Annotated in this window: 14 protein-coding genes and 1 riboswitch; of the genes, 7 read left to right on the forward strand and 7 right to left on the reverse strand. The window is 72.4% G+C overall.

The annotated features are described in order from the left end of the window. Positions 1 to 175 precede the first annotated feature (175 nt). Positions 176 to 2536 carry a DNA translocase FtsK 4TM domain-containing protein gene (locus tag ACSQ1L_RS08925; RefSeq protein ID WP_435994075.1) on the reverse strand — a complete coding sequence of 787 codons (2361 nt, stop codon included), beginning with the start codon at positions 2534 to 2536 and terminating at the stop codon, positions 176 to 178. Between the two features lie 167 nt (positions 2537 to 2703). Here ACSQ1L_RS08925 and ACSQ1L_RS08930 point away from each other — a divergent pair, with 167 nt between their 5' ends. Beyond that, complete coding sequence (locus ACSQ1L_RS08930) at positions 2704 to 3957, forward strand: UbiH/UbiF/VisC/COQ6 family ubiquinone biosynthesis hydroxylase (RefSeq protein WP_435994262.1); 1254 nt, start codon at positions 2704 to 2706, stop codon at positions 3955 to 3957. A gap of 44 nt (positions 3958 to 4001) precedes the next feature. Here ACSQ1L_RS08930 and ACSQ1L_RS08935 read toward each other — a convergent pair whose 3' ends face one another. The 5 genes from ACSQ1L_RS08935 to rpe all read right to left on the reverse strand — a co-directional run bounded on the left by ACSQ1L_RS08935 (position 4002) and on the right by rpe (position 8417). Then, entirely contained in the window at positions 4002 to 4196 is a 195-nt protein-coding gene (locus ACSQ1L_RS08935) for a Trm112 family protein (protein ID WP_435994077.1), read from the reverse strand. Positions 4197 to 4293: 97 nt separating this feature from the next. Further along, entirely contained in the window at positions 4294 to 4950 is a 657-nt protein-coding gene (locus ACSQ1L_RS08940; RefSeq protein ID WP_435994079.1) for an LON peptidase substrate-binding domain-containing protein, read from the reverse strand. Between the two features lie 9 nt (positions 4951 to 4959). Further along, positions 4960 to 5856 carry a tetratricopeptide repeat protein gene (locus ACSQ1L_RS08945; RefSeq protein WP_435994081.1) on the reverse strand — a complete coding sequence of 299 codons (897 nt, stop codon included), beginning with the start codon at positions 5854 to 5856 and terminating at the stop codon, positions 4960 to 4962. Between the two features lie 78 nt (positions 5857 to 5934). After that, entirely contained in the window at positions 5935 to 7746 is a 1812-nt protein-coding gene (locus ACSQ1L_RS08950; protein WP_435994083.1) for a heparinase II/III family protein, read from the reverse strand. Next, positions 7743 to 8417: a ribulose-phosphate 3-epimerase gene (gene rpe, locus ACSQ1L_RS08955; RefSeq protein WP_435994085.1), complete on the reverse strand. Its 675-nt coding sequence runs from the start codon at positions 8415 to 8417 to the stop codon at positions 7743 to 7745. Before rpe ends, ACSQ1L_RS08950 begins: the two co-directional genes overlap by 4 nt. A gap of 110 nt (positions 8418 to 8527) precedes the next feature. On the opposite strand from rpe, the gene ACSQ1L_RS08960 reads away from it, so the two are divergent. The 3 genes from ACSQ1L_RS08960 to ACSQ1L_RS08970 all read left to right on the forward strand — a co-directional run bounded on the left by ACSQ1L_RS08960 (position 8528) and on the right by ACSQ1L_RS08970 (position 11913). Beyond that, positions 8528 to 8989 carry an OsmC family protein gene (locus ACSQ1L_RS08960; protein WP_435994087.1) on the forward strand — a complete coding sequence of 154 codons (462 nt, stop codon included), beginning with the start codon at positions 8528 to 8530 and terminating at the stop codon, positions 8987 to 8989. A gap of 49 nt (positions 8990 to 9038) precedes the next feature. Then, positions 9039 to 10907: a DNA helicase RecQ gene (gene recQ / locus ACSQ1L_RS08965; RefSeq protein ID WP_435994089.1), complete on the forward strand. Its 1869-nt coding sequence runs from the start codon at positions 9039 to 9041 to the stop codon at positions 10905 to 10907. Between the two features lie 85 nt (positions 10908 to 10992). Then, positions 10993 to 11913, forward strand: a complete 921-nt coding sequence (locus ACSQ1L_RS08970) for an aldo/keto reductase (protein WP_435994091.1) — start codon at positions 10993 to 10995, stop codon at positions 11911 to 11913. Here ACSQ1L_RS08970 and ACSQ1L_RS08975 read toward each other — a convergent pair. Beyond that, on the reverse strand, positions 11897 to 13732 hold the full coding sequence (locus ACSQ1L_RS08975) for a TonB-dependent receptor plug domain-containing protein (RefSeq protein WP_435994093.1): 1836 nt from the start codon (positions 13730 to 13732) through the stop codon (positions 11897 to 11899). The two genes, ACSQ1L_RS08970 and ACSQ1L_RS08975, sit on opposite strands and share 17 nt — an antisense overlap. A 136-nt stretch (positions 13733 to 13868) precedes the next feature. Next, positions 13869 to 14051, reverse strand: a riboswitch (cobalamin riboswitch). 78 nt (positions 14052 to 14129) lie between these two features. On the opposite strand from ACSQ1L_RS08975, the gene mutS reads away from it, so the two are divergent. Genes mutS through murJ form a run of 3 tightly spaced genes read left to right on the forward strand, consistent with a single transcriptional unit; the run spans position 14130 to position 21216 of the window. Next, the gene (mutS, locus tag ACSQ1L_RS08980) at positions 14130 to 16820 is read left to right on the forward strand and encodes a DNA mismatch repair protein MutS (RefSeq protein ID WP_435994095.1); all 2691 of its coding nucleotides are present in this window, start codon (positions 14130 to 14132) and stop codon (positions 16818 to 16820) included. Positions 16821 to 16867: 47 nt separating this feature from the next. Beyond that, the gene (gene glnD, locus ACSQ1L_RS08985; RefSeq protein ID WP_435994097.1) at positions 16868 to 19591 is read left to right on the forward strand and encodes a [protein-PII] uridylyltransferase; all 2724 of its coding nucleotides are present in this window, start codon (positions 16868 to 16870) and stop codon (positions 19589 to 19591) included. 29 nt (positions 19592 to 19620) lie between these two features. After that, a complete protein-coding gene (gene murJ, locus ACSQ1L_RS08990) occupies positions 19621 to 21216 on the forward strand; it encodes a murein biosynthesis integral membrane protein MurJ (protein ID WP_435994099.1) in 1596 nt (531 codons plus the stop codon). Positions 21217 to 21225: the final 9 nt, after the last annotated feature.

Here is a 21225-nt window from a genome sequence, read left to right on the forward strand (position 1 = left end):
GATGTCTTCTCCCGTTCGGGATGGTTGGAGTCTGCCGTCTTGCGGAACGGGTCTGGCGGGGGCGTGACCCCAGCCTGACCATATTCAGGCGCTCCGATGAAGCCCTGTTCAGCATCGCGCAACCGGCGGCGGCCCTTCCTAACGCGACGCGCCCCCGTCCGTTGCCCCTCCGGGCCTACATCGGCGGCGGACCGGCGAGGATGTCGCGCTTGCCGGCGTGGTTGGCGGGGCTGACCACGCCCTCCTGCTCCATCCGCTCGATGAGGGAGGCGGCGCGGTTGTAGCCGATCTGCAGGCGGCGCTGGATGTAGCTGGTCGAGGCCTTGCGGTCGCGGGTCACCACGGCCACGGCCCGGTCGTAGAGATCGTCGCCCGAGCCGCCGCCGTCGTCGAAACCGGCCGCGTCCCCGTCCCCGTCCGGATCGTCGGTGATCAGGTCGAGATAGTCGGGCTCGGCCTGCGAGCGCAGGTGTTTGCAGACCTCGTCGACCTCCTGGTCGGTCACGAACGGTCCGTGCAGGCGGGTGATGCGGCCGCCGCCGGCCATGTAGAGCATGTCGCCCTGGCCGAGCAGCTGTTCGCCGCCCTGCTCGCCGAGGATGGTGCGGCTGTCGATCTTGGAGGTGACCTGGAAGGAGATCCGGGTCGGGAAATTGGCCTTGATGGTGCCGGTGATGACGTCGACGGACGGGCGCTGGGTGGCCATGATCAGGTGGATGCCGGCGGCCCGGGCCATCTGGGCCAAACGCTGCACCGCGCCCTCCACGTCCTTGCCGGCGACCAGCATCAGGTCGGCCATCTCGTCCATGACCACGACCAGATAGGGCATGGGCTCGGGACGGATCTTCTCGGACTCGTAGACCGGGCGGCCCTGATCGTCGAAGCCGGTCTGGACCGTGCGTTCGAAATGCTCGCCCTTGGCCTGGGCCTCGCGGGCGCGCTCGTTGTAGCTGGCGATGTTGCGCACCCCCAGCTTGGACATGCGGCGGTAGCGGTCCTCCATCTCGCGCACGGTCCACTTCAGCGCGACCACGGCCTTCTTCGGGTCGGTGACCACCGGAGCCAGCAGGTGCGGGATGCCGTCGTAGACCGACAGCTCCAGCATCTTGGGATCGATCATGATGAAACGGCACTCGGCCGGGCTGTGCCGATAGAGGATCGACAGGATCATGGCGTTGACCCCGACCGACTTGCCCGAGCCGGTGGTGCCGGCGATCAGCAGGTGGGGCATGCGGGCCAGGTCGGCGACATAGGGTTCGCCGCCAATGGTCTCGCCCAGCGCAAGGGGCAGCAGGTGGGCCGGCTTGTCGTATTCGGTCGAGGCCAGCAGATCGCGCAGATAGACGGTCTCGCGCTTCGCATTGGGCAGTTCGATGCCGATGGCGTTGCGGCCGGGCACGACGCTGATGCGGCAGGCGCGGGCGCTCATCGAGCGGGCGATGTCGTCGCTGAGGGCCACGACCCGGCCATGCTTGACCCCAGGGGCGGGGACCAGCTCGTACAGGGTGACGACCGGGCCAGGGCGGATCTGGTCGATGACGCCGCGCACGCCGAACTCCTGCAGCACGCCCTCCAGCATCTTGGCGTTCTGCTTCAGCGCTTCCTCGTCCACCGAGGCGACGCGCTTGACCGGCTTGGTCAGCATGCCCAGCGGGGGCAGGTCGAAACCGGTCGAGGGACGGGCGAAGTCGAAGGCGGCCTGGCTGTCGTCGATCTCGCGGCGCGAGGCCTTGGGGGCCTTGGCGGCGGCGACCTTGGGCTCAGGCGCGCCGCGGGCCGGGACCGGCTCCTGCCAGGGCGGTCCGGCGTCGGCGTCGAGGCTGACCGCGGGATAGTCCTCCGGCTCCGGGGCCGGGCGGGGACGGGGCGGGGTCCTGGCGGTGCGGGACCGTTCGCCGGACCGGGACGGCGCGGATGACCGGCCGCCGCGCGCCCAGTCGAGGCCTTCGCCCAGATCGGAGAAACGCAGGCCGATGGCGTAGCCGATGCCCCAGAGGGCGAGGGGGAAGAAGAGGACGCCGGCGCCGATGGGGGCGCCGGGCAGGCGCAGCGCCGCGAAGGCCATGCGCACGAGGCCGACGAGGGCGTCGCCCCAGAGGCCGCCGAGTCCCGTCGCCAGCGGCCAGGCGGCGGGTGCGGCCAGCGCCGAAAGGGCCGCCGACAGCGCCAGAACGCCGGCCGTCGCGGACAGGGCCTTCGGGGTCGTCGGCTTGAGCCGCTGCTGCATGGCGTCGCCGATCGCGCCGGCGAGGCCGAAAGCGATCAGCAGCAAGGCGGCGGGCCAGGCGGCGAGACCCAGAGACTGCATGAACAGGTCCGCGAACATCGCGCCGTTCAGGCCGAGCCAATTGGTCGGCGGCGCGGAGGAGGCGGCGTTGAGGCTGGGGTCGGCCGGGTTCCACGAGATCAGCGCCGTCAGCAGCAGGGCCGCCAGCACGGCCTGCAGCACGCCCCGGACGCGCACCGCGAACGGCGCGGCCCACAGGATGCGGGCGCTCTCGAAGGCGCGGTGGCCGAGGGCGAGGGCGGCGGACATGCGGCGGCGGACTCCGGGGCGACGGTACTGGGGCGGTTGTCGCCCGGGCAGGGTTAAGGGGCTGTTTACTTTAGGGGCGAGGGGGTCTGTCGCCGGCCCACCATGCCTGATGCCTGATGCTTCCTGCCGCACTGGACCTTCCGGTCGTCCGGCGCGACAACCCGTCCATGAGCCAGACCGACCGCCATGACGTCATCATCGCCGGAGCCGGCATGGCGGGGGCGACCTTCGCCCTGGCCGCGGCCCAGGGCGGACTGAAGGTGATGCTGGTCGACCCGCAGCCCTTCTCCGCCCAACTGGCCCCGACCTTCGACGGGCGCTCGACCGCGATCGCGTTTTCGACCTTCCGCATGCTGGACGCGCTGGGCGTCGGCGCGGCGCTGCGGCCGCACGCCTGCCGCATGGACCGGATCCTGGTCACCGACGGACGGCGGCCGGGCGCGGCGTCGGCCGCAGCCTCGTCGGCCTTCCTGCGCTTCGACGCCGACGAAATCGGCGACCGCACCGACGGTGAACCACTCGGCTATATGGTCGAGAATCGGCGGATCCGCTCGGCCCTGGCCGAGGCGATCACCGCGGCCGGGATCGAGGCGCGGGCCCCGGCCTCGGTCGCCTCGGTCGACGCCGGGCCGGGGCGGGCGACCATAACGCTGGAGGACGGGGCGGTGCTTGAGGCGCCGCTGGTGGTCGGGGCCGAGGGGCGCGGCTCACGGGTGCGTCGCGAGGCCGGCATCGATACGACCGGCTGGAGCTATGGCCAGAGCGGCGTCGTGGCCACGGTCTCCATGGGGCGGGACCACGGCAATGTCGCGCACGAGTATTTCCTCCCGTCAGGGCCCTTCGCCATCCTGCCGCTGACCGAACGGCGCGCCAGCCTGGTCTGGACCGAGACGACGCGGCGGGCCGAGGCGCTGAAGGCGGCGTCTGACGAGGCCTTCCACGCCCATCTGATGCGGCGGTTCGGGGATTTCCTCGAAGATGTCGCGGTGGTGGGGCCGCGCTTCGTCTATCCGTTGTCGCTGCAGCTGGCCGAGCAGCTGACCGCACCGCGCATCGCCCTGATCGGCGACGCCGCCCACGCGGTGCATCCGGTGGCCGGGCAGGGCCTCAACATGGGGCTGAAGGACGCGGCCGCGCTGGCCGAGGTGCTGGTCGAGGCGCTGCGCGTCGGCGAAGACATTGGCTCGGAGGTGGTGCTGGACCGCTACGCCCGCTGGCGGCGGTTCGACAACGCGGCGCTGGCGGCCGGCTTCGATGGCTTCGTGCGGCTGTTCTCCAACGACCTGGCGCCGGTGCGCCTGGCGCGCGACCTCGGCATCGCCGCCGTCAACCGCATCGCCCCCCTGCGCCGCGCCTTCATGCACGAGGCCGGCGGCGCGACGGGCGACCTGCCCCGGTTGCTGCGGGGGCAGGGGCTTTAAGGGCGCTATCGCTCGCGACGCGGTCGCTCGCTGCTTGAGGGCGGCTAGTCCAGCTTGCGGGCTTCTTCGGCCAGCATGATCGGCACGCCGTCGCGGATCGGGAAGGCCAGTTTGGCGCCCCTGGACACCAGCTCCTGGCGCTCGCGGTCATAGGTCAGCCGACCCCGGGTGACCGGACAGACCAGCACCTCAAGCAGGCGGGGATCGACGGAGACCGGGGTGTTGAAGGCGTCGCTCATCGGGATGCTCGGGGAAGGGAAGAAGGATCGGGCAGACGGAGGATGGTGAGCCGGGAGAGGAGATGCGTCTACCCCGCCGGCCGGGCCCTGTCGCCTCTCACTGGATGGATGGCGTGTCGCCCTCGCCGTCGTCGGCGGCGTCGATGGTCAGCAGGGCGGTCAGCACGTCCGAGCGGTCGGTCAGGCTGACCGCCTCGAGCAAGGCCTGCTTTTCGGCCGGCTCGAACGGCAGGGCCATGGACAGGCTGTTGATCAGGGCCTCGGGCGGCGCCGTTTCGGCCGTGTCCCAGTCGATGTCGAGCCCGCGCGTCTCCAGATAGGCGCGCAGGGCGTCCAGCAAGGTGTCGCGATCGAGGCCGACGTCGTCGACCGGCGGGGCCGCGAGATCGGCCTCGAACGGGGCGAAGTCGGCGCGGATCTGGCGATAGGGGGTCTGGGTCGGCAGTTCGGCGGCGAGGCGGAAGCGGGCGCAGCCGGTCAGGGTGATCAGGTAGCGGCCGTCCGACGTCTCGGCGAAGCTGGTGATCCGCCCCGCGCACCCCACCGGCGACAGGCCGGGCAGGCTCTGCGACCCCTGCGGCTGGATCATGCCGATGATCCGGTCGCCGGCCATGGCGTCGTCGATCATGTTGAGATAGCGCGGCTCGAAGATGTTCAGCGGCAACTGGCCGCGCGGCAGCAGGATCGCGCCGGGCAGGGGAAAGACCGGAATGACCTGCGGCAGGTCGACAGCCCTGACATAGCCCTGCGCCATGCGAATCCCCTAGGCGAACAGGATGGACGAGAGGCGACGGCGGCCGTCGCGGGCGATCTCCGACGCCGGACCGGCGGCCTCGAACACCGTCAGCAGCTGCTTGCGGGCGGTCTGGTCGTTCCACTCGCGGTCGGCGGCGACGATGGCCAGCAGGCTGTCGACCGCGCCCTGCAGATCGCCGGCGGCGGCCTGGGCCAGAGACAGGTCATAACGGGCCTGATGGTCGGACGGGTCGGCGGCGACGCGCGCCTCGAGCTCCGCGCTCGCGCCACTCGGGGCGGCGGAGGCGAGCGACAGCTGGGCGCGCACGGACTGGACCTGGGCGTTCTTCGAATCGGCGGGGGCCATGGCGATGGTCTGGCGGGCCTGATCGGCGTCGCCGTCGGCCAGATAGACCCGCGCCATGCCGGCGATCGCGCCCTCGTGCCCCGGCTCCAGCGTCATCACCTGGGCGAAGGCCTGGGCGGCGCCGCCGAGGTCGTTCAGGGCCAGCGACTCTTCGCCCATGGACATCAGCTGTTCGATGTCGGAATCGGCGCTCGTGCCCCCGGTCAGCTTGTCGATGAAGGCTCTGAGCTGGCTCTCGGGCACCGCGCCCTGGAAACCGTCGGCGGGTTGGCCGTCGACGAAGGCGTAGACCGTGGGGATCGACTGGACGCGCAGCTGGCCTGCGTAGGCCGGGTTCTTGTCGACGTCGATCTTGACCAGTTTAACCGCCCCGCCGGCGGCGCGAACGGCCTTCTCCAGCATCGGCGTCAGGGTCCGGCACGGGCCGCACCAGGTGGCCCAGAAGTCGACCAGCACCGGCTGGATCTTCGACGCCTCGACCACATCGGCCATGAAGGAAGCGTCGGAGCCGTCCTTGATCAGGTCGTCAGGCAGGGTGGTCGGGTCGGCGAAGCTCATCTGTCGATCCTGTGGGTGTGAGGGCCTAACGCGGCAGCTCCAAGATGGTCGCGGCGACTGTTCGTCTCAAGGGACAGATCAGGATGGTTCGCCGCCGGCTCCGGCCGGACTGAGCTTCCAGCGGATCTTGGTCTCGGAGTCGGTGCGGGCCGAGCCGCGCACGACGATCTGCAGCGAGCGCCGGGTCAGGCCCTCGTCGATGTGCACCGAGGGCTCGATGGCCACGTCGGGGCCGTCGGTGCGAAACCACCAGCCGCGTCCGGAATGGCCGCGCAGCAGGATCGAGCGGCGGTCGCGGGCCAGAGAGGCCTGCACCCCCGGCTCGAGCTGGAAGCGCACGGCGTAGGGGGCGGCGATGGCGCGGACCACGTCCTTCTGGCCGGGCGCGGGATGCAGCCGCTCCTCGGCGCGGACCTCGTCGAGCCGCTGGTCGAGATAGAGCCGGCGCTGGTGCAGCAGGCCGAAATCGTGGACCCAGCCGTCGTGCTCGGCCTCGAGCCAGACCGCGCCCTCGCCGTCGCGGCGGTTGACCTCAAGGTGCAGCGGGCGGCCGATCAGGCGGTGGCCCAGAAGGCCGCCCTTCCAGCCGCCCAGCGGCGCGCCGGTCGAGGCCTCGCCGAGCGCCAGCGTGGAATGGCCGGGCGCGAGACGCAGCCCCTGGCGGTCGGTGGCGCGCGGGGTCCAGCCGCAGCCGGTGACCATCCGGTCGCGACCGCAGACGATCTCCAGCGCCAGCGGCTGGGCGCAGGCGGCGGCGGACCACACGCCCCGGGCCGGGGCGGCGACATCGGCGGCGACGGTCAGCAGCGGGCTGCGGATGCGGGCCACGCCGCCCACGGCGCCGACCGGCGGCTCGGCGCCGTCCGCCTCGTCATGGGCCACGGCGGCGGCGACACGCGCCGGGTTGGAGGGTCCGCCGCCCTGCAGGGTGATCAGCCGGCCGTCCGGCAGGGTGTGGAAACGCGTGGCCGCGGTCAGACGCCGTATGGCCGCCAGCATCGCCTCGGGCGGAGCTTCGGACAGCTGGGCCAGGGCGTCCTCGAGCGTGAGCAGGTCAAGCAGCAGCTCCAGCCCGGCCTCGGGGCTGCGCGAGGCGTGGGCGCCATCCTCGCCGACCGTCCGGGCCAGCGCGCCGGGGAGGGCGCGAAGGGCTTTTCGGCGCAGGCCGGCGCCGGCGCCGCCGGCGAGGGCGCAGCCGGCGACGGCGACGGCGACCATCCGCTCGGCCTTGCCGGCCACGCCGCCCGGGGGGCGAAGCAGCTGCCGCGCCTGCCGCCCCAGAATGTCGGCGAGGCGAAGCCGTTCGGCCTCGGTGGCCACCTGGCCCATACGGCGGGCGGCGCAGGCGAGATTGAAGGTGCGACGAGCCAGGATGAGCGGGTCCCAGGCGAACGGCGACCAGCGCGCGAACACCGTGGCCCAGGCCAGGGTCAGGCGCAGCGCCTCGCGCGCGCCGCGCTCGCCCTCGAGCATCAGCGACGGCAGCCAGGCGAAGGCGTGGAGTTCGGCGGCGAAGGCGCGGGTTGGGCTGGGCCGGTTCCACGGATCCTCGGGCGCGGCGGCCTCGAGGCTGGCGCCCGCGAGCAGGAACTTGCCGCCGAGGACCAGCTTGCCCGGCCCCGGATCGACCGGGCGGAAATCGCGCGGCGTGGCCGCGAACCCCTGGGCGACGCGACCCTTGAGGGTCAGGGCGTAGCCTGGCAGGCCATAGAGCTCGATCCACAGCTGGCGGGTCAGCAGGCGGCCGACAAGGGCCGGCCACAGGCCGGGGCCGGTGGCCGCGTCGGTGGTCCGCACCGGCGTTCGCATCGGGGCGCCGCGCAGGCCGGGAATCTCGCCCGGCGGCGGCGCGTCGGCCTCGATGCGGGCGAAAGGACCGATCGGGGTCATGCTGTCGCGGTTTGGGGGGCCTTCAGCGCCCGGATGTTGTCGGCGTAGGCGCCGGGCCCGCCGCGGAACACGGCCGTGCCGGCGACCAGGGCGTCCGCCCCCGCCGCGACGCAGGCGCCGGCGTTGGCGGCGGTGACCCCGCCGTCGACCTGCAGGTGCGCCTTGGACCCGGCGGCGTCGAGCAGGGCCCGGGTCCGTTCGATCTTGCGCAGGGTGGATGGAATGAAGGACTGGCCGCCAAAGCCCGGGTTGACCGACATCAGCAGCACCAGGTCGACGAGATCGACGACCTCCTCCAGCACGGTCAGCGGGGTGCCCGGGTTCAGCACCACCCCGGCCTTGGCGCCGAGCTGGCGGATGCGGCCGAGGGTGCGGTGCAGATGCGGGCCGCTCTCGGGGTGGACGGTCAGATAGTCTGCGCCCGCCGCGCGATAGGCCTCCAGCCACGGATCCACGGGGGCGACCATCAGATGGACGTCGAAGGGCAGGCTGGTGTGCGGGCGCAGCGCCTTCACCACCTCGGGGCCGATGGTGATGTTGGGCACGAAATGGCCGTCCATGACGTCGACATGGACCCAGTCGGCCCCGGCGGCCTCGAGGGCGGCGACCTCCTCGCCCAGTCGGGCGAAGTCGCTGGCGAGAATGGACGGGCAGATCAGGGGCGCGGACATGGCCCCGGGGATAAGGCGGGTCGCGGGCCGTAGCAAGGCGCGGACTGGGTTTCGGCGGCCGCCGGAGCTACACGGTTCAGTCATCGCCCCAACCGCAACCGAGGACCGTCATGAGCGAACACGTGGCCACCGTCGAATGGAGTCGCGACGGGCAGGCCTTCTCCGACAACAAATACGCCCGCGCCCACGACTGGCGCTTCGACGGCGGGGCGGTGGTGCGCGGCTCCTCGGCTCCGTCCAGCGTGCCGGTCCCGATGTCCGATCCGGCGGCGGTCGATCCGGAGGAGGCGCTGGTCGCCGCCGTGTCCAGTTGCCACATGCTGTTCTTCCTCGGCTACGCGGCGAAGCTGGGGTTCGTCGTGGACCGCTATCGCGACGACGCGGTCGGCGTTCTCGGCCGGGACGAGCGGGGCAAGATGTCGATCACGGCGATAACCCTGCGCCCGGAGGCGGTCTTCTCGGGCGACGCCCAACCGGACGCCGCGGCCCTCGGGGACTTGCACCATCGGGCCCATGAGGCCTGCTATATCGCCAACTCCGTCCGGGCCGCGGTCGCGATCGAGCCCCGCTGAGCGACCGACAGCCGTTCACAGACCGGAACAAATGAGGCACAAGGCGGCGATGCCCGCCGATTCACTTCCGATCTCCGCCTCGCCGTCGCTCGCCGACGCCCGGGCGACGCTGGAGCGGGTGTGGGGCCATCCTGACTTCCGGGGGCGTCAGGTCGAGGTGGTCGCCGAGGTGCTGGCCGGGCGCGACGTCGTGGCCGTGTTGCCGACCGGCGGCGGCAAGAGCGTCTGCTACCAGATCCCCGCCATGCTGCGGCCCGGGCTCGGGCTGGTGGTGTCGCCGCTGATCGCCCTGATGACCGACCAGGTGGAGGCGCTGAAGCAGCAGGGGGTGGCGGCGGCCCGCCTGGATTCCGGCGTGTCGCTGGACGATCGCTCGGAGATCTGGCGCGCGGCGCGGGCCGGCGAGCTGGACCTGCTCTATGTTTCGCCGGAGGGACTGGCGCAGCCGCACCTGATCGACCGGCTGCACGACCTGCCGCTGTCGCTGATCGCCATCGACGAGGCGCACTGCGTCTCGCAATGGGGACATGACTTCCGGCCCGATTATCGCACCCTGGGCCGGCTGGCCGAGCTGTTCCCGGGCGTGCCGCGCGTGGCGGTCACCGCCACCGCCGACGCCCGCACCCGGGAGGACATCGTCCGCTCGCTGCGGCTGGGCGAGGCCCGGGTGGTGGTCGACAGTTTCGCGCGCCCGAACCTGCAGCTGTCGGCGGTGCGCAAGGAGAACGGCTCGCGGGCCAGGACCGACGCGGCGGTGATCGAGCTGGTCCGCCAGCGGCCCGGCAAGTCCGGCGTGGTCTATTGCGGTTCGCGCGACGGCTGCGAGCGAGTGGCGCAGGCGCTGCGCGACGCTGGAACCAACGCCATCGCCTATCACGCCGGCATGGAGGCGCGGGACCGCGACCGGCGGCTGGAGCGGTTCCTCGCCGAGGACGGGGCGGTGATGGTGGCGACCATCGCCTTCGGCATGGGGGTCGACAAGGCCGACGTGCGCTTCGTCATCCACGCCGACCCGCCCGGCTCGCTGGAGGCCTACTGGCAGGAGATCGGCCGGGCCGGACGCGACGGCGAACCGGCCGAGGGCATCACCCTGTACGGCCCCTCCGACATCGCCTGGACGCTGCGCCGGCTCGAAGGCCGGCCGATGGCCGAGGAGGTCAAGGCGGTGCAGGTGAAGAAGGCCCGCCAGCTGTTCGCCATGCTGGACGGCGCCGTGTGCCGGCCGCAGGCGGTGCGGCGCTACTTCGGCGAGACCGACGCCGAACCCTGCGGCGTCTGCGACGTCTGCCAGGACCCGCCGGCCCGGTTCGACGCCACCGTCCAGGCCCAGAAGGCGCTGGCCGCGGTCCAGCGGCTGGGCGAGCGCTTCGGACGCGGCCGGATCATCGATCACCTGCTCGGCAAGACGAAGGACGTCCAGCCGTGGGAGACGGCGCTGTCGACCTGGGGCATCGGGGCGGACACGGCCCAGCACGCCTGGCGCGACGTGCTCGATCACCTGCTCTTCGAAGGCCTGCTGGTCGAGAACCCGAACGAGGGCAAGCCGCTGGTCATGCTCGGCGATCCCGAGGCGGTGCGCGGCGTCTATCGCGGCGAGCGGACGATCGAGGTGCGCCTGGCCCCGGCCCGCGCATCGGCGCCGCGCGAGCGGGTGCGCACCGGCCGGAACGCCGCGCTCGAATCCATGGACGCCGATGTGCGCGCCCGTTTCGAAACCCTGCGGGCCTGGCGCCGCGACCGGGCGACGGAGCAGCGGGTGCCGCCCTACGTCATCTTCCAGGACAAGACCCTGCTGGAGATCGCCATGGTCGAGCCCGGCGATCTGGAGCGGCTGGCTCACATTCCGGGGGTCGGTCAGACCAAGCTGGACCGGTATGGCAAGGGCGTACTCGCCGCCCTGACCCAATCGGCCGCCTGATAGCGCGGCGAACGGCGTTCCGCAGGTAAGATTCGGTCAAGGTCTCGGAAGGGGGGCCTTAAACATTCAGCGTCACAGTTCGGCGGTGATTCCCCATCGCGGCTCCTCTCCGATCGACAAACTGGCCGTGGCGGTCGTGCACGATCCCGTGCGCGCGGTGAACGCCTACGCGCCGCTGCCCGCGGGCGCGCGCGAGGAGGCCCTGCGCTTCCTGCTGCAGACCGCCGCCGACGCCGGGGTGACTCTCGTGGCGACCAAGCCGGACGGCGACGGCGAGCGCCGGCTGGGCCAGGCGTGGCCCTTCCCCTCGCCCTTCCAGGTCACCGTCCGCACCGTCTCGATCATCGACGGCGTTGACCGGGTCGAGGCCCGGGCGCGCCGCTCGCTGGAGCGGCTGGGCCTGCCTCGCGGTGATACGCTCCTCGTGTCCAGCGCCGACGATCTGGCCGGGGCCGAGGGCCGCGCCCTCTGGGATCGGCTCGAGGCGCTGAAGACGCGCGGCCTCTATCGCCGGATCGGTTTCCGCGCCGCGCTGGAGGACGGGCCGGCGCTGCTGGCCCGGCGGTTCCAGCCGGACGTGATCGAACTGCCGCTGAACCTGCTCGACCAGCGGGCCCAGCACAGCGGCGTGCTGGCGGAACTGGCGGCGCTCGACGTCGATGTCCACGCCACCTCCGTGTTCGCCGACGGCCTGCTGTTCATCAGCGGCGAGCCGCTGCCGCCGGAGATGGCCGGGCATGCCCACGCCCTGTCGCGCATCCGCCGCCGCCTCGCCGAGGCGCGGATCGATCCGATGCAGGCCACGCTGGCCTATGTGATGGGTCTGCCGGAAGTGTCGGCGGTGGTGGCCAGTGTCGCTTCGGCCGCCGAGCTGCGCGCCGTGGTGGCCGCCGCCAACGCCCAGACGCCGGCGCTCGACTGGGCCGCCCTCCAGCTGGAGCCGGCGACGGCGACCGCCGCCGGGTCCAGCCTTCTGGCGCGGACGCGCGTCAGTAGCGCAGCCTGACCCCGACATAGCCGGAGCGGCCGGGCTCGCCATAGCCGAACACCTGCTGATAGCGCTGGTCCGCCAGGTTCTCGATCCGCGCCGTCAGCGAGACGCTGTCGGTCAGGGCGAATGCGCCGTTCAGATTGGCCGTGACGAAGGCCTCACGGACTCCGCCCGCGTCGTCCTGGTCGCTTTCGCCCCGCACTGTCAGCGCCGCCGACAACAGCTCGCCCGACCAGCCGAGGGTCGCTGAACCCGCCTGTTCGGGCACGCGCAGCAGGCGGGCGCCGGTGGTCTCGTCGCGGGCGTCGGTCCACGCCCAGGCGAGGCTCAGGTCGAAGCCGCCGCCGAGCCGGGCGCGGCCTTCCAGCTCAACCCCGTCGGTCGCCGTCTCGGCCACGTTGACGTAGACGCTGTCGAAGGTCGCCGGATCGAAGACGTAGGTGATCTGGTCCTCGACCTCGAGCCGGTAGACGGTGGCCCGGCCTTCGATCCGGCCGTCCGTCGAGGCCCAGCCGACGGCGGCCTCGTATCCGGTCGCCGTCTCGGGCCGCAGCGTCGGGAATGGTTGCGACGAGAAGCAGAAATCGCATACCGCCTGGCTGATCGACGGGGCCTTGAAGCCCGTGCCGTAGGCCGCCGACAGGGTGATTCCGGCCCCGGCGTCAAACGCCGCCGAGGCGCGACCGGTGGCCTTCGAGCCGAAGTCGTCCGTGTCGTCGAAGCGCAGGGCGCCGGTCAGGGTCAGGCGGTCGGCGGGGTCGACCCGCGCCGTGGCGAAGGCGGAGGTCGTTCCTAGGTCTTCCGTCAGCCCGGTGGAGAGGCTGCCCGTGGTCTCTTCCCGCTCCGCGCCGAACACGAAGGCGACGCCCGCCGCCTCGCCCTCGGCCTGCCAGCGATACACTTGCCGATCGGCCTCGAAACTCGACGGAAACGCTGAAATTGTGTCGCGGCGGATGTCGGAGGCCGAGACGCTGACCTGATGGGCCAGGCCGAAGGCGTCCAGACGCAGGCGGCCGAAGCCGGACCACTGCTCGCTGGCCTGGGAATCGGCGGTGTCGGCGAAGACGAAGGCCGGGGCGGCATAGCCGTCGAGATCGACGTCGCTGTCGGTCCAGCGCACCGAACCGTCCACCGAAACGCCGCCGGCGAAGGCGTAACGGCCCCGGACCCCGGCCGTGGTCGAGGTGAAGCCATCGGCCTCGGGGTTGCCGTCCGCCGCGTCCGCGGCCGAGACGCCGTCGGTGTCGAACCGCGACACCCACGCCCCGAAGCCGTAGCGGTCGGTCGAGACCCCGGCCGCCAGCCGGCCCCGGACGGTGTCGAACGACCCCGCTTCGGCCTCTGCCGCCAGCCCGTCCAACTCGCGGGTGGTGAAGGCGATCACCCCGCCGATGGCGTCGGAGCCCCACAGCGACGACTGCGGTCCCGACAACACCTCGATGCGTTCGATGTCGGACAGCTCGAGGCCGGAGAAATCGAAGGCGCCGTTGACCTCGGCCGGGTCGTTGACCGGCACGCCGTCGATCAGCACCAGGGTCTTGCCGGGCGCGGCGCCCCGCATACGCACCTGGGCCACGCCGCCGAAGGCGCCCGAGCGGACCACGGACAGGCCGGGCACATCGGTCAGGATGTCGGCGGCGAACACGGCGCCGCGTCGGTCGATGGTCTCCCGGTCGATGACCCGCGCGCCGGGCGTGTCGGCGATGATGGCCGGCAGGCGGGTGGCGGTGACCACCACCTCGGGCAGGGCTTCGTCCGGGTCGTCCATGGACTGGGCGTGGGCGGACAGGGGCAGGCAGACGGCCGCGGCCGTGGCGAAAAGCAGGGATCGCATGAGGCGATATCTCCGTCGTCCCCGCGCGAGCGCGTCGCGGCGACGTGGGAAAGGCGACCGACCCGTCCCCAGGGAACGGCGCAAGTGTCGGGTCGCCTCGACGGATCACCGCGCCTCTGCCTGGTCCCGGGCAGCGGACGTGCGACGTCGGCGGCCAGGTCTCCTGGCTTGCGGGTCAAAAACGGAGGATCGCGCCTTCCCGGTTGCCCAGTGACGCCGAAGCCGAAGCTTCGGAATGATCGTCCGTCTCGCCGCCTACAGTTGCGGGCACAGCCGCGGTGTTGGACCGCGTTCCCTTAACCGCCTGCCGCGCTTGTCGCAGCGCGGCGAAGCCTGTGCAAGGGCGTCAGACGCCGCTTGAGCGCGCCCGCGCAATCCTTCACCTTGCGGCGCTCCGATGAACGCCCCACTCGCCCATCTTCCGAAAGCCGAAGCCCTGCCGTCCGCGGACGGGGTGACGCCGGTCATGGCCCAGTTCCTGGCCGCCAAGGCGCAGGCCCCGGACGCCATCCTGTTCTTCCGCATGGGCGACTTCTACGAGTTGTTCTTCCGGGACGCCGAGATCGCCGCGGCGGCGCTGGGCATCACCCTGACCAAGCGCGGCAAGCACAAGGGCGAGGACATCCCGATGGCCGGGGTGCCGGTGCATGCGCTGGACGGCTATCTCGCGCGGCTGATCCGGCAGGGGTTCAAGGCGGCGATCTGCGAACAGCTGGAAGCGCCGGCCGAGGCGCGGAAGCGCGGCTCCAAGGCGGTGGTCCATCGCGATATCGTCCGCGTGGTCACGCCCGGCACCCTGACCGAGGACAGCCTGCTGGACGCGCGCGGGGCCAACCGGCTGGCGGCGGTGGCGATCCGCAAGGGGCGGGCGGCGGTGGCGGTGGTCGAACTGTCGGCCGGCTCCGTCGACGTGGTCGCCTGTTCGCTGGAGGACCTTGCCGCCACCCTGGCCTCATTCCGCCCGTCGGAGGTGCTGGTCCCTGACCGGCTGTTCTCGGACGAGGCGGCGAAGGCGGCGCTCGACGGCTCGGGCGGGGTGGTCCAGGCCCTGCCGCAGGCGCTGGGCGAACCGGTCGGGGCGCGGGCGCGGGTCGAGCGGCTGTACGGCGTCGCCTCGCTCGACGGCTACGGCGCCTTCGAGGAGGGCGAGGTCTCGGCGCTGGGCCTGATCGCCGCCTATCTGGAAACCACCCAGGCCGGGAAGATCCCGGCGCTGTCCCCGCCGCGCCGGTCGGGCGACACCGGCTTCCTCGCCATCGATCCGGCGACGCGGCTGAGCCTCGAAATCGACCGCACCCAGCGCGGCGAGTGCGACGGATCGCTGCTGGCCTGCATCGACCGCACCGTCACTCCGGGCGGGGCCCGGGCCCTGGCCGAACGCATCGCCCGGCCGCTGCGGGACCCGATCGCCATCAACCATGGACTCGATGCGGTCGAATGGCTGCTCGAGCGGCGGGACCTGCGCCGCGACCTGCGCGACGGGCTGAAGGCGTCGTCGGACGTGGCCCGGGCCGTCTCCCGGCTGGTGCTGGGCCGCGGCGGGCCGCGCGATCTCGCCGCCATCCGCGCCGGCCTGTCGATCGCCGAGGGCATCGCCGGCCTGTTCCCGCCGGAGCGCGACCCGCTGACCGGCCCCCCGGCGCGCATCGCCGGCTGCCTCGACCGGCTGGCGCTGTCGCCGGACACCGGCCGGCTGCTGGTCGATCTGGCCGAGGGGTTGGCGCCGGAGCCGCCGCATCTGGCCCGCGACGGCGGCTTTGTGAACCCCGGCTTCCGGCCTGAGCTGGACGAGGCGCGGCGACTGCGCGACGACAGCCGCCGGGTCGTGGCCGACCTCGAGGCCCGGGCTGTCGCGGACTCCGGCGTGCCGTTCAAGATCCGCCACAACGCCGTGCTCGGCTATTTCCTCGAGACCAGCGCCAAGGCGGCGGAGCCGCTGCTGCGCCCGACCGGCGACGGTCCGTTCATCCATCGCCAGACCCTGGCCAGCCAGGTGCGGTTCACCACCGTCGAACTGTCGGAGCTGGACGCGAAGATCAGCCAGGCGGGTCACCGCGCGCTGGCCATCGAGGGTGAGTCCTTCGAGACGTGGCGGCGCACGGTCCAGTCGCTGGCCCAGCCGCTGCAGGCGGTGGCCGAGGCGCTGGCCGAGCTGGACGCCCATTCGGCGCTGGCGGAATGGGCCGAGGAAGTCGGGGCGGTGCGCCCGACGGTCGACGACACCGTCTGTTTCGAGGTTACGGCCGGCCGCCATCCGGTGGTCGAGGCGGCGGTCAAGTCGGCCGGCGATCCCTATACGCCCAATGACTGCCGGCTGGACGGGTCCGGCGCGGGCTGCGCCCGCCTGTCGATCGTCACCGGCCCCAACATGGCCGGCAAGTCGACCTTCCTGCGTCAGAACGCCCTGCTGGTGGTGCTGGCCCAGGCGGGGGCCTTCGTGCCCGCCAGGGCGATGCGGCTGGGCGTGGTCGACCGGCTGTTCAGTCGGGTCGGGGCCGGCGACGACCTCGCCCGCGGCCGCTCCACCTTCATGACCGAGATGGTCGAGACCGCCGCCATCCTGACCCAGGCCACCGACCGGTCGTTCGTGGTGCTGGACGAGATCGGCCGGGGCACCGCCACCTACGACGGGCTGGCCATCGCCTGGGCGGTGGCCGAGGCGCTGCACGACCGCAACCGCGCCCGCACCCTGTTCGCCACCCACTATCACGAGCTGGCCGGGCTGGAGACGCGGCTGGCCCACGTCTGCAACCTGTCGATGAAGGCCCGGGAGTGGAACGGCGACCTCGTCTTCCTGCACGAGGCGGCGCCCGGCGCCGCCGACCGTTCCTATGGCGTCCAGGTGGCCAGGCTGGCCGGGGTGCCGGCCGCCGTGGTCAGCCGCGCCCGCGAGGTGCTGGACCGGCTGGAGGGGGAGAAGGCCGCCGCCGTCAGCCTCGACGACCTGCCCCTGTTCGCGGTGGCCGAGCCGCCGGCTCCGCCGCCGTCGTCGGCGGTGGAGGATGCGCTGTCGGCCATCGAGCCGGATGAGCTGTCGCCGCGCGAGGCGCTGGAAGCGCTCTACCGGCTGAAGGCCATTAAGGCCTGACCGCCGACCCGGTCGCGCCCGCCCGTCTCACGGTCTATATCCACGGCATGAGCCCCCGCACCCGCCGCCCGGCCGACATCGCAGAAGGCCCCGGGCCCGACGGCGACGGCTGGGCCGCGGCCGCCGCGGCGGCCGATCCGCGCGCCGCCGCCACTGCCCTGCTGCGCCGGTCGTGGGAGGCCGCCCGTCTGCGCGCGGCGCAGCGGCTTGAATACGGGCTGGGCGGCGTCGAGGTCGCCCGGCTCTACGCGGCCGCGGCCGACGACATGCTGACGACGCTGTGGCGGTTCGCGACCGAGGCCCTCTATCCGGCCCCCAATCCGACCGAGGCCGAGCGGCTCAGCCTGATCGCCGTCGGCGGCTATGGACGCGGCGTGCTGGCGCCCTTCTCCGATCTGGACCTGTTGTTCCTGCGTCCGTGGAAGTCGATCCCGCGCACCGAACAGGTCATCGAGTTCATGCTCTACGTGCTGTGGGACCTCGGCGTGAAGGTCGGCCAGTCGGCCCGCTCGGTCGATGAATGTCTGGCGCTGGCGAAGACCGACATGACGGTGCGCACGGCGCTGCTGGAGGCGCGGCCGCTGGTCGGCGACGAGCGGCTGGCCGAGGATTTCATCGCCCGTTTCCGCACCTTCGTGGTCAAGGCCGACCCCCGCCCGTTCATCGCCGCCAAGCTGGAGGAGCGCGACGCCCGGCATCAGAAGGCGGGGGCGGTGCGCTACCGGGTCGAGCCCAACGTCAAGGACGGCAAGGGCGGACTGCGCGACCTCAACACCCTGTTCTGGATCGCCCGCTCCCTGGCGCCGGAGAGCCCGCTGGGCGCCCGGGTCATGGACGATCTGCTGACCCCGCGCGAGCGCCGGACCTTCGAGGAGGCCTTCGACTTCCTGTGGCGCACCCGGGCCCACCTGCACATGGTCGCGGGGCGGGCCGAGGAGAAGCTGACCTTCGACCTCCAGCCCGAGGTGGCGCGGCGGATGGGCTGGCGCGGGCGTGGCGACGAGCCGGCGGTCGAGCGGTTCATGCGTCGCTACTTCATTGTCGCCCGCGACGTCGGCGGTCTGACCCGCGCCCTGTCGGCCAAGCTGGAGGCGCGCCAGCAGAAGCCGACCCTGAGCCTGTCGCGGCTGATCCCGGGGCGCCGGCGCAAGCTCGGCGTCGAGGGCTTCATCGAGGACGGCGGACGGCTGTCGGTCGCCGGACCCGAGGTGTTCGCGGCCGCGCCGGAGAAACTGCTGCAGCTGTTCCGCTGCGCCGACGCCCACGACCTCGACCTGCACCCTGACGCCTTCTCGGCCGTGAGCCGTTCGCTGTCGCTGGTCACCCCGTCGCTGCGCCGCGATCCGGAAGCGGCCCGGGCCTTCCTCGACGTGCTGGCCCAGGGCCAACGGCCCTACCGGGTGCTGACCCTGATGAACGAGACCGGACTGCTGGGGCGCTTCCTGCCGGAATGGGGCCGGATCGTCGGCCAGACCCAGTTCAACATGTACCACGCCTATACGGTCGACGAGCACACGCTGCAGGCCATCGGCATCATCAACGACATCTGGCGCGGCAAGCTGAAGGACGAGCATCCGAACGCCAGCGAGGTGGTCCATCGCATCGACGACTTCGAGGCCCTGATGCTGGCCATGCTGCTGCACGACGTCGGCAAGGGCGGCGATCGGGGGCAGTTGGAGGACGGGGCCATCGCCGCGCGCCGCGCCTGCGACCGCCTCGGGCTCGACCCGCGCCGGATCGAGTTCGTGGTCTGGCTGGTGCGCAACCATCTGGCGCTCAGCGACTACGCCCAGAAGCGCGACGTATCCGACCCTGAGACGGTGCGGGCTTTCACCGAACTGGTCGGCGACCCCGAGCGGCTTCGGACCCTGCTGATCCTGACCGTGGCCGACATCCGCGCTGTCGGCCCGGGGGTCTGGAACGGCTGGAAGGGGCAGCTGATCCGCGATCTCTACCAGCGCACCGAGGCGGTGTTCCGGGGCGAGGACCTCATCCGGGCGGATCCGCTGAACGACTATCCGGCGCTGATGGCGAGGGCCCGGGCCGACGGCGTTGCGGCCGAGGTGCTGGAGAGGCCTTCGGAGGATGAAGACTCGGCGACGCGGGTGGCCGTGGCGGCGACCGACCGGCCGGGCCTGTTCGTCGACCTGGCCGAAGCCCTGGCCGCGGCGGGCGCCGACGTGGTGGGGGCCCGGGTGGCGACGGCGGAGGACGGCGCGGCGCTGGACGTGTTCGAGCTTCAGGACGGCGCCGGCGCGCCCTACGGCCAGGCCGAGCCGCGGCGGATCGCTCGCCTGTTGAAGGCGCTGGAGGCGGCGGCGCGCGGACAACCGGGCCGCGCCCGGCCGTCGGCGGCGCCGTTCAATTCGCGCCGCGCCGCCTTCGACGTGCGGCCGACCACCGTCGTCGACCTGGAACAGAGCCCGAGCGCCGCCGTGGTCGAGGTGTCGGGGGCCGACCGGCCGGGCCTGCTGGCCGACCTGGCCCGGGCGCTGGCCGACGCCGGCCTGTCGATCCGTTCGGCCCATATCGCGGGCTTCGGCGAACGCGCCGTCGACAGCTTCTACGTCACCGACGCCCAGGGCCGGAAGCCGAAGGCGGGGGCGGCGCTGGAGCGGCTGCGGAGCGACCTCGAAATGGTGCTCGACCACAAGGAACGGGGCGGGGCGCCCGTCTCCGCGCCGGTGCGGGCCAGCCTGCGGGACGTGTCGGAGGTCGGCCGGCTGCGTCCGGCGCGGCGACCGGTATCGCGCGGACCGGAAGCACGCTAAGGCGGTCGTCTGCCCTCACCGAGCCCCGCATGAGCCTCGCGCGAAACACCCTTGTCCAATCGACCCTGACGCTGGGCAGCCGCGTGCTCGGCTTCGCCCGCGATATCGCCCTGGCCGCGCGGTTCGGACAGGGGCCGATGATGGACGCCTTCACCACGGCGCTGATGCTGCCCAACATGTTCCGGCGGCTGTTCGCCGAAGGCGCCTTCGCCCAGGCCTTCGTGCCGGTCTATGGCGGCGTCAAGGCGCGCGAGGGCGACGAGGCGGCGGCGGTGACGGCGTCGGAGGCCATGTCCTTCATGCTGGCGGTGGTGGCGGCCTTCTGCATCCTGCTGCAGGTGCTGATGCCGTGGATCATGCCGTGGCTGCTGTCGGCCTACCGCGACGACGCCGAGGTGCTGCGGGCGGCGGTCACGGCGACCCAGCTGGCCATGCCCTACCTCGCCTGCATGACGGTGGCCTCGCTGCTGTCGGGCGTGCTCAACACGGCGGGGAAGTTCGCCCTGTCGGCCGGCGTGCCGGTGTTCCTGAACCTGTGCACCCTCGCTCCGCTGCTGGCCGCCTATCTCGTGCCCGCCCGCCAGCCCGAGGTGTTGCTATGGGTCAGCGCGGCCGTCACCGTCTCGGGCCTGATCCAGGCCGGGCTGCTGTGGTGGGGCGTGCGCCGGCTCGGCGTGGCGCTGCGGATCGGGTGGCCGCGCCTGACTCCGGCGGTGAAGCGGGCGCTGGCGCTGGCGGTGCCCGGGGCGCTGGCCGGCGGGGCCATGCAGGTCAATTCTCTGGTCAGCCAGATGCTGGCCGGGTCGGACGAGGGCGCGCGGTCGGTGCTCTACAACGCCGACCGGTTGTACCAGCTGCCGCTCGGCCTGATCGGGGTGGCGATCGGCCTGGCGCTGGTGCCGCGCCTGACACGGGCCTTCGTGTCCGGGGACCATGAGGGCGGGCGGCGGACGCTGGACGACGGCATCACCCTGGCCATGGCCTTCACCCTGCCGGCCGCGACGGCCCTGCTGGTCATCCCCTTCTTCCTGATCGACGCGACGGTGACGCGGGGCGCCTTCACCAGCGCCGACGCGGCGCGGACCGCCGATGTGCTGCGCCAGTTCGCCTGGGGCGTGCCCGCCTTCGTGCTGGCCAAGGTGCTGACGCCGCCGTTCTTCGCCCGCGAGGATACGCGGCGGCCGATGTATTACGCGGTGGCGGCGGTGATCTTCACGGTGCTGATCGGATCGGCGCTGTTCTTCTGGCTGTCGAGTCTTGGCGTCGACGGAGTGCTGGGCCTGGCCGTCGCCACCAGCCTGTCGGCGTGGATCAATGTGGCCCTGCTGGCGGGGACGCTGGTGCGGGAGGACGCGTGGCGGCCGTCGCCGGCGTTCGTGGCGAGGCTGTCCCGGGTGCTGCTGGCCAGCGCCGTGATGGCCGGCGTGCTGCTGGCGGCCGGCGTCGGCTACGAGACGCTGAGCCGGCTCCTGCTGGCCAAGGAGGTCGCGGTGCTGGTCGTCTGCGGCGTCGGCGCGGTCGTCTACGGCCTGTGCCTGATCCTGTTCCGCGCCGTGACCCCGGCGGAGCTGAGGGCCGTGCTGCGCCGGGAGTCGGGGAGTTCCATCCCGTCCGGTCTGGACTGACCGCCGGGG

The sequence above is a fragment of the Brevundimonas sp. LjRoot202 genome, assembly GCF_964253355.1.
GTDB lineage: Bacteria > Pseudomonadota > Alphaproteobacteria > Caulobacterales > Caulobacteraceae > Brevundimonas.

Bases quoted from the DNA above. Each gene is read 5' to 3' on its own strand.
- ACSQ1L_RS08925 (WP_435994075.1), bottom strand. From the start codon at position 2,536: ATGTCCGCCGCCCTCGCCCTCGGCCACCGCGCCTTCGAGAGCGCCCGC.
- ACSQ1L_RS08930 (WP_435994262.1), top strand. From the start codon at position 2,704: ATGAGCCAGACCGACCGCCATGACGTCATCATCGCCGGAGCCGGCATG.
- ACSQ1L_RS08935 (WP_435994077.1), bottom strand. From the start codon at position 4,196: ATGAGCGACGCCTTCAACACCCCGGTCTCCGTCGATCCCCGCCTGCTT.
- ACSQ1L_RS08940 (WP_435994079.1), bottom strand. From the start codon at position 4,950: ATGGCGCAGGGCTATGTCAGGGCTGTCGACCTGCCGCAGGTCATTCCG.
- ACSQ1L_RS08945 (WP_435994081.1), bottom strand. From the start codon at position 5,856: ATGAGCTTCGCCGACCCGACCACCCTGCCTGACGACCTGATCAAGGAC.
- ACSQ1L_RS08950 (WP_435994083.1), bottom strand. From the start codon at position 7,746: ATGACCCCGATCGGTCCTTTCGCCCGCATCGAGGCCGACGCGCCGCCG.
- rpe (WP_435994085.1), bottom strand. From the start codon at position 8,417: ATGTCCGCGCCCCTGATCTGCCCGTCCATTCTCGCCAGCGACTTCGCC.
- ACSQ1L_RS08960 (WP_435994087.1), top strand. From the start codon at position 8,528: ATGAGCGAACACGTGGCCACCGTCGAATGGAGTCGCGACGGGCAGGCC.
- recQ (WP_435994089.1), top strand. From the start codon at position 9,039: ATGCCCGCCGATTCACTTCCGATCTCCGCCTCGCCGTCGCTCGCCGAC.
- ACSQ1L_RS08975 (WP_435994093.1), bottom strand. From the start codon at position 13,732: ATGCGATCCCTGCTTTTCGCCACGGCCGCGGCCGTCTGCCTGCCCCTG.
- mutS (WP_435994095.1), top strand. From the start codon at position 14,130: ATGAACGCCCCACTCGCCCATCTTCCGAAAGCCGAAGCCCTGCCGTCC.
- glnD (WP_435994097.1), top strand. From the start codon at position 16,868: ATGAGCCCCCGCACCCGCCGCCCGGCCGACATCGCAGAAGGCCCCGGG.
- murJ (WP_435994099.1), top strand. From the start codon at position 19,621: ATGAGCCTCGCGCGAAACACCCTTGTCCAATCGACCCTGACGCTGGGC.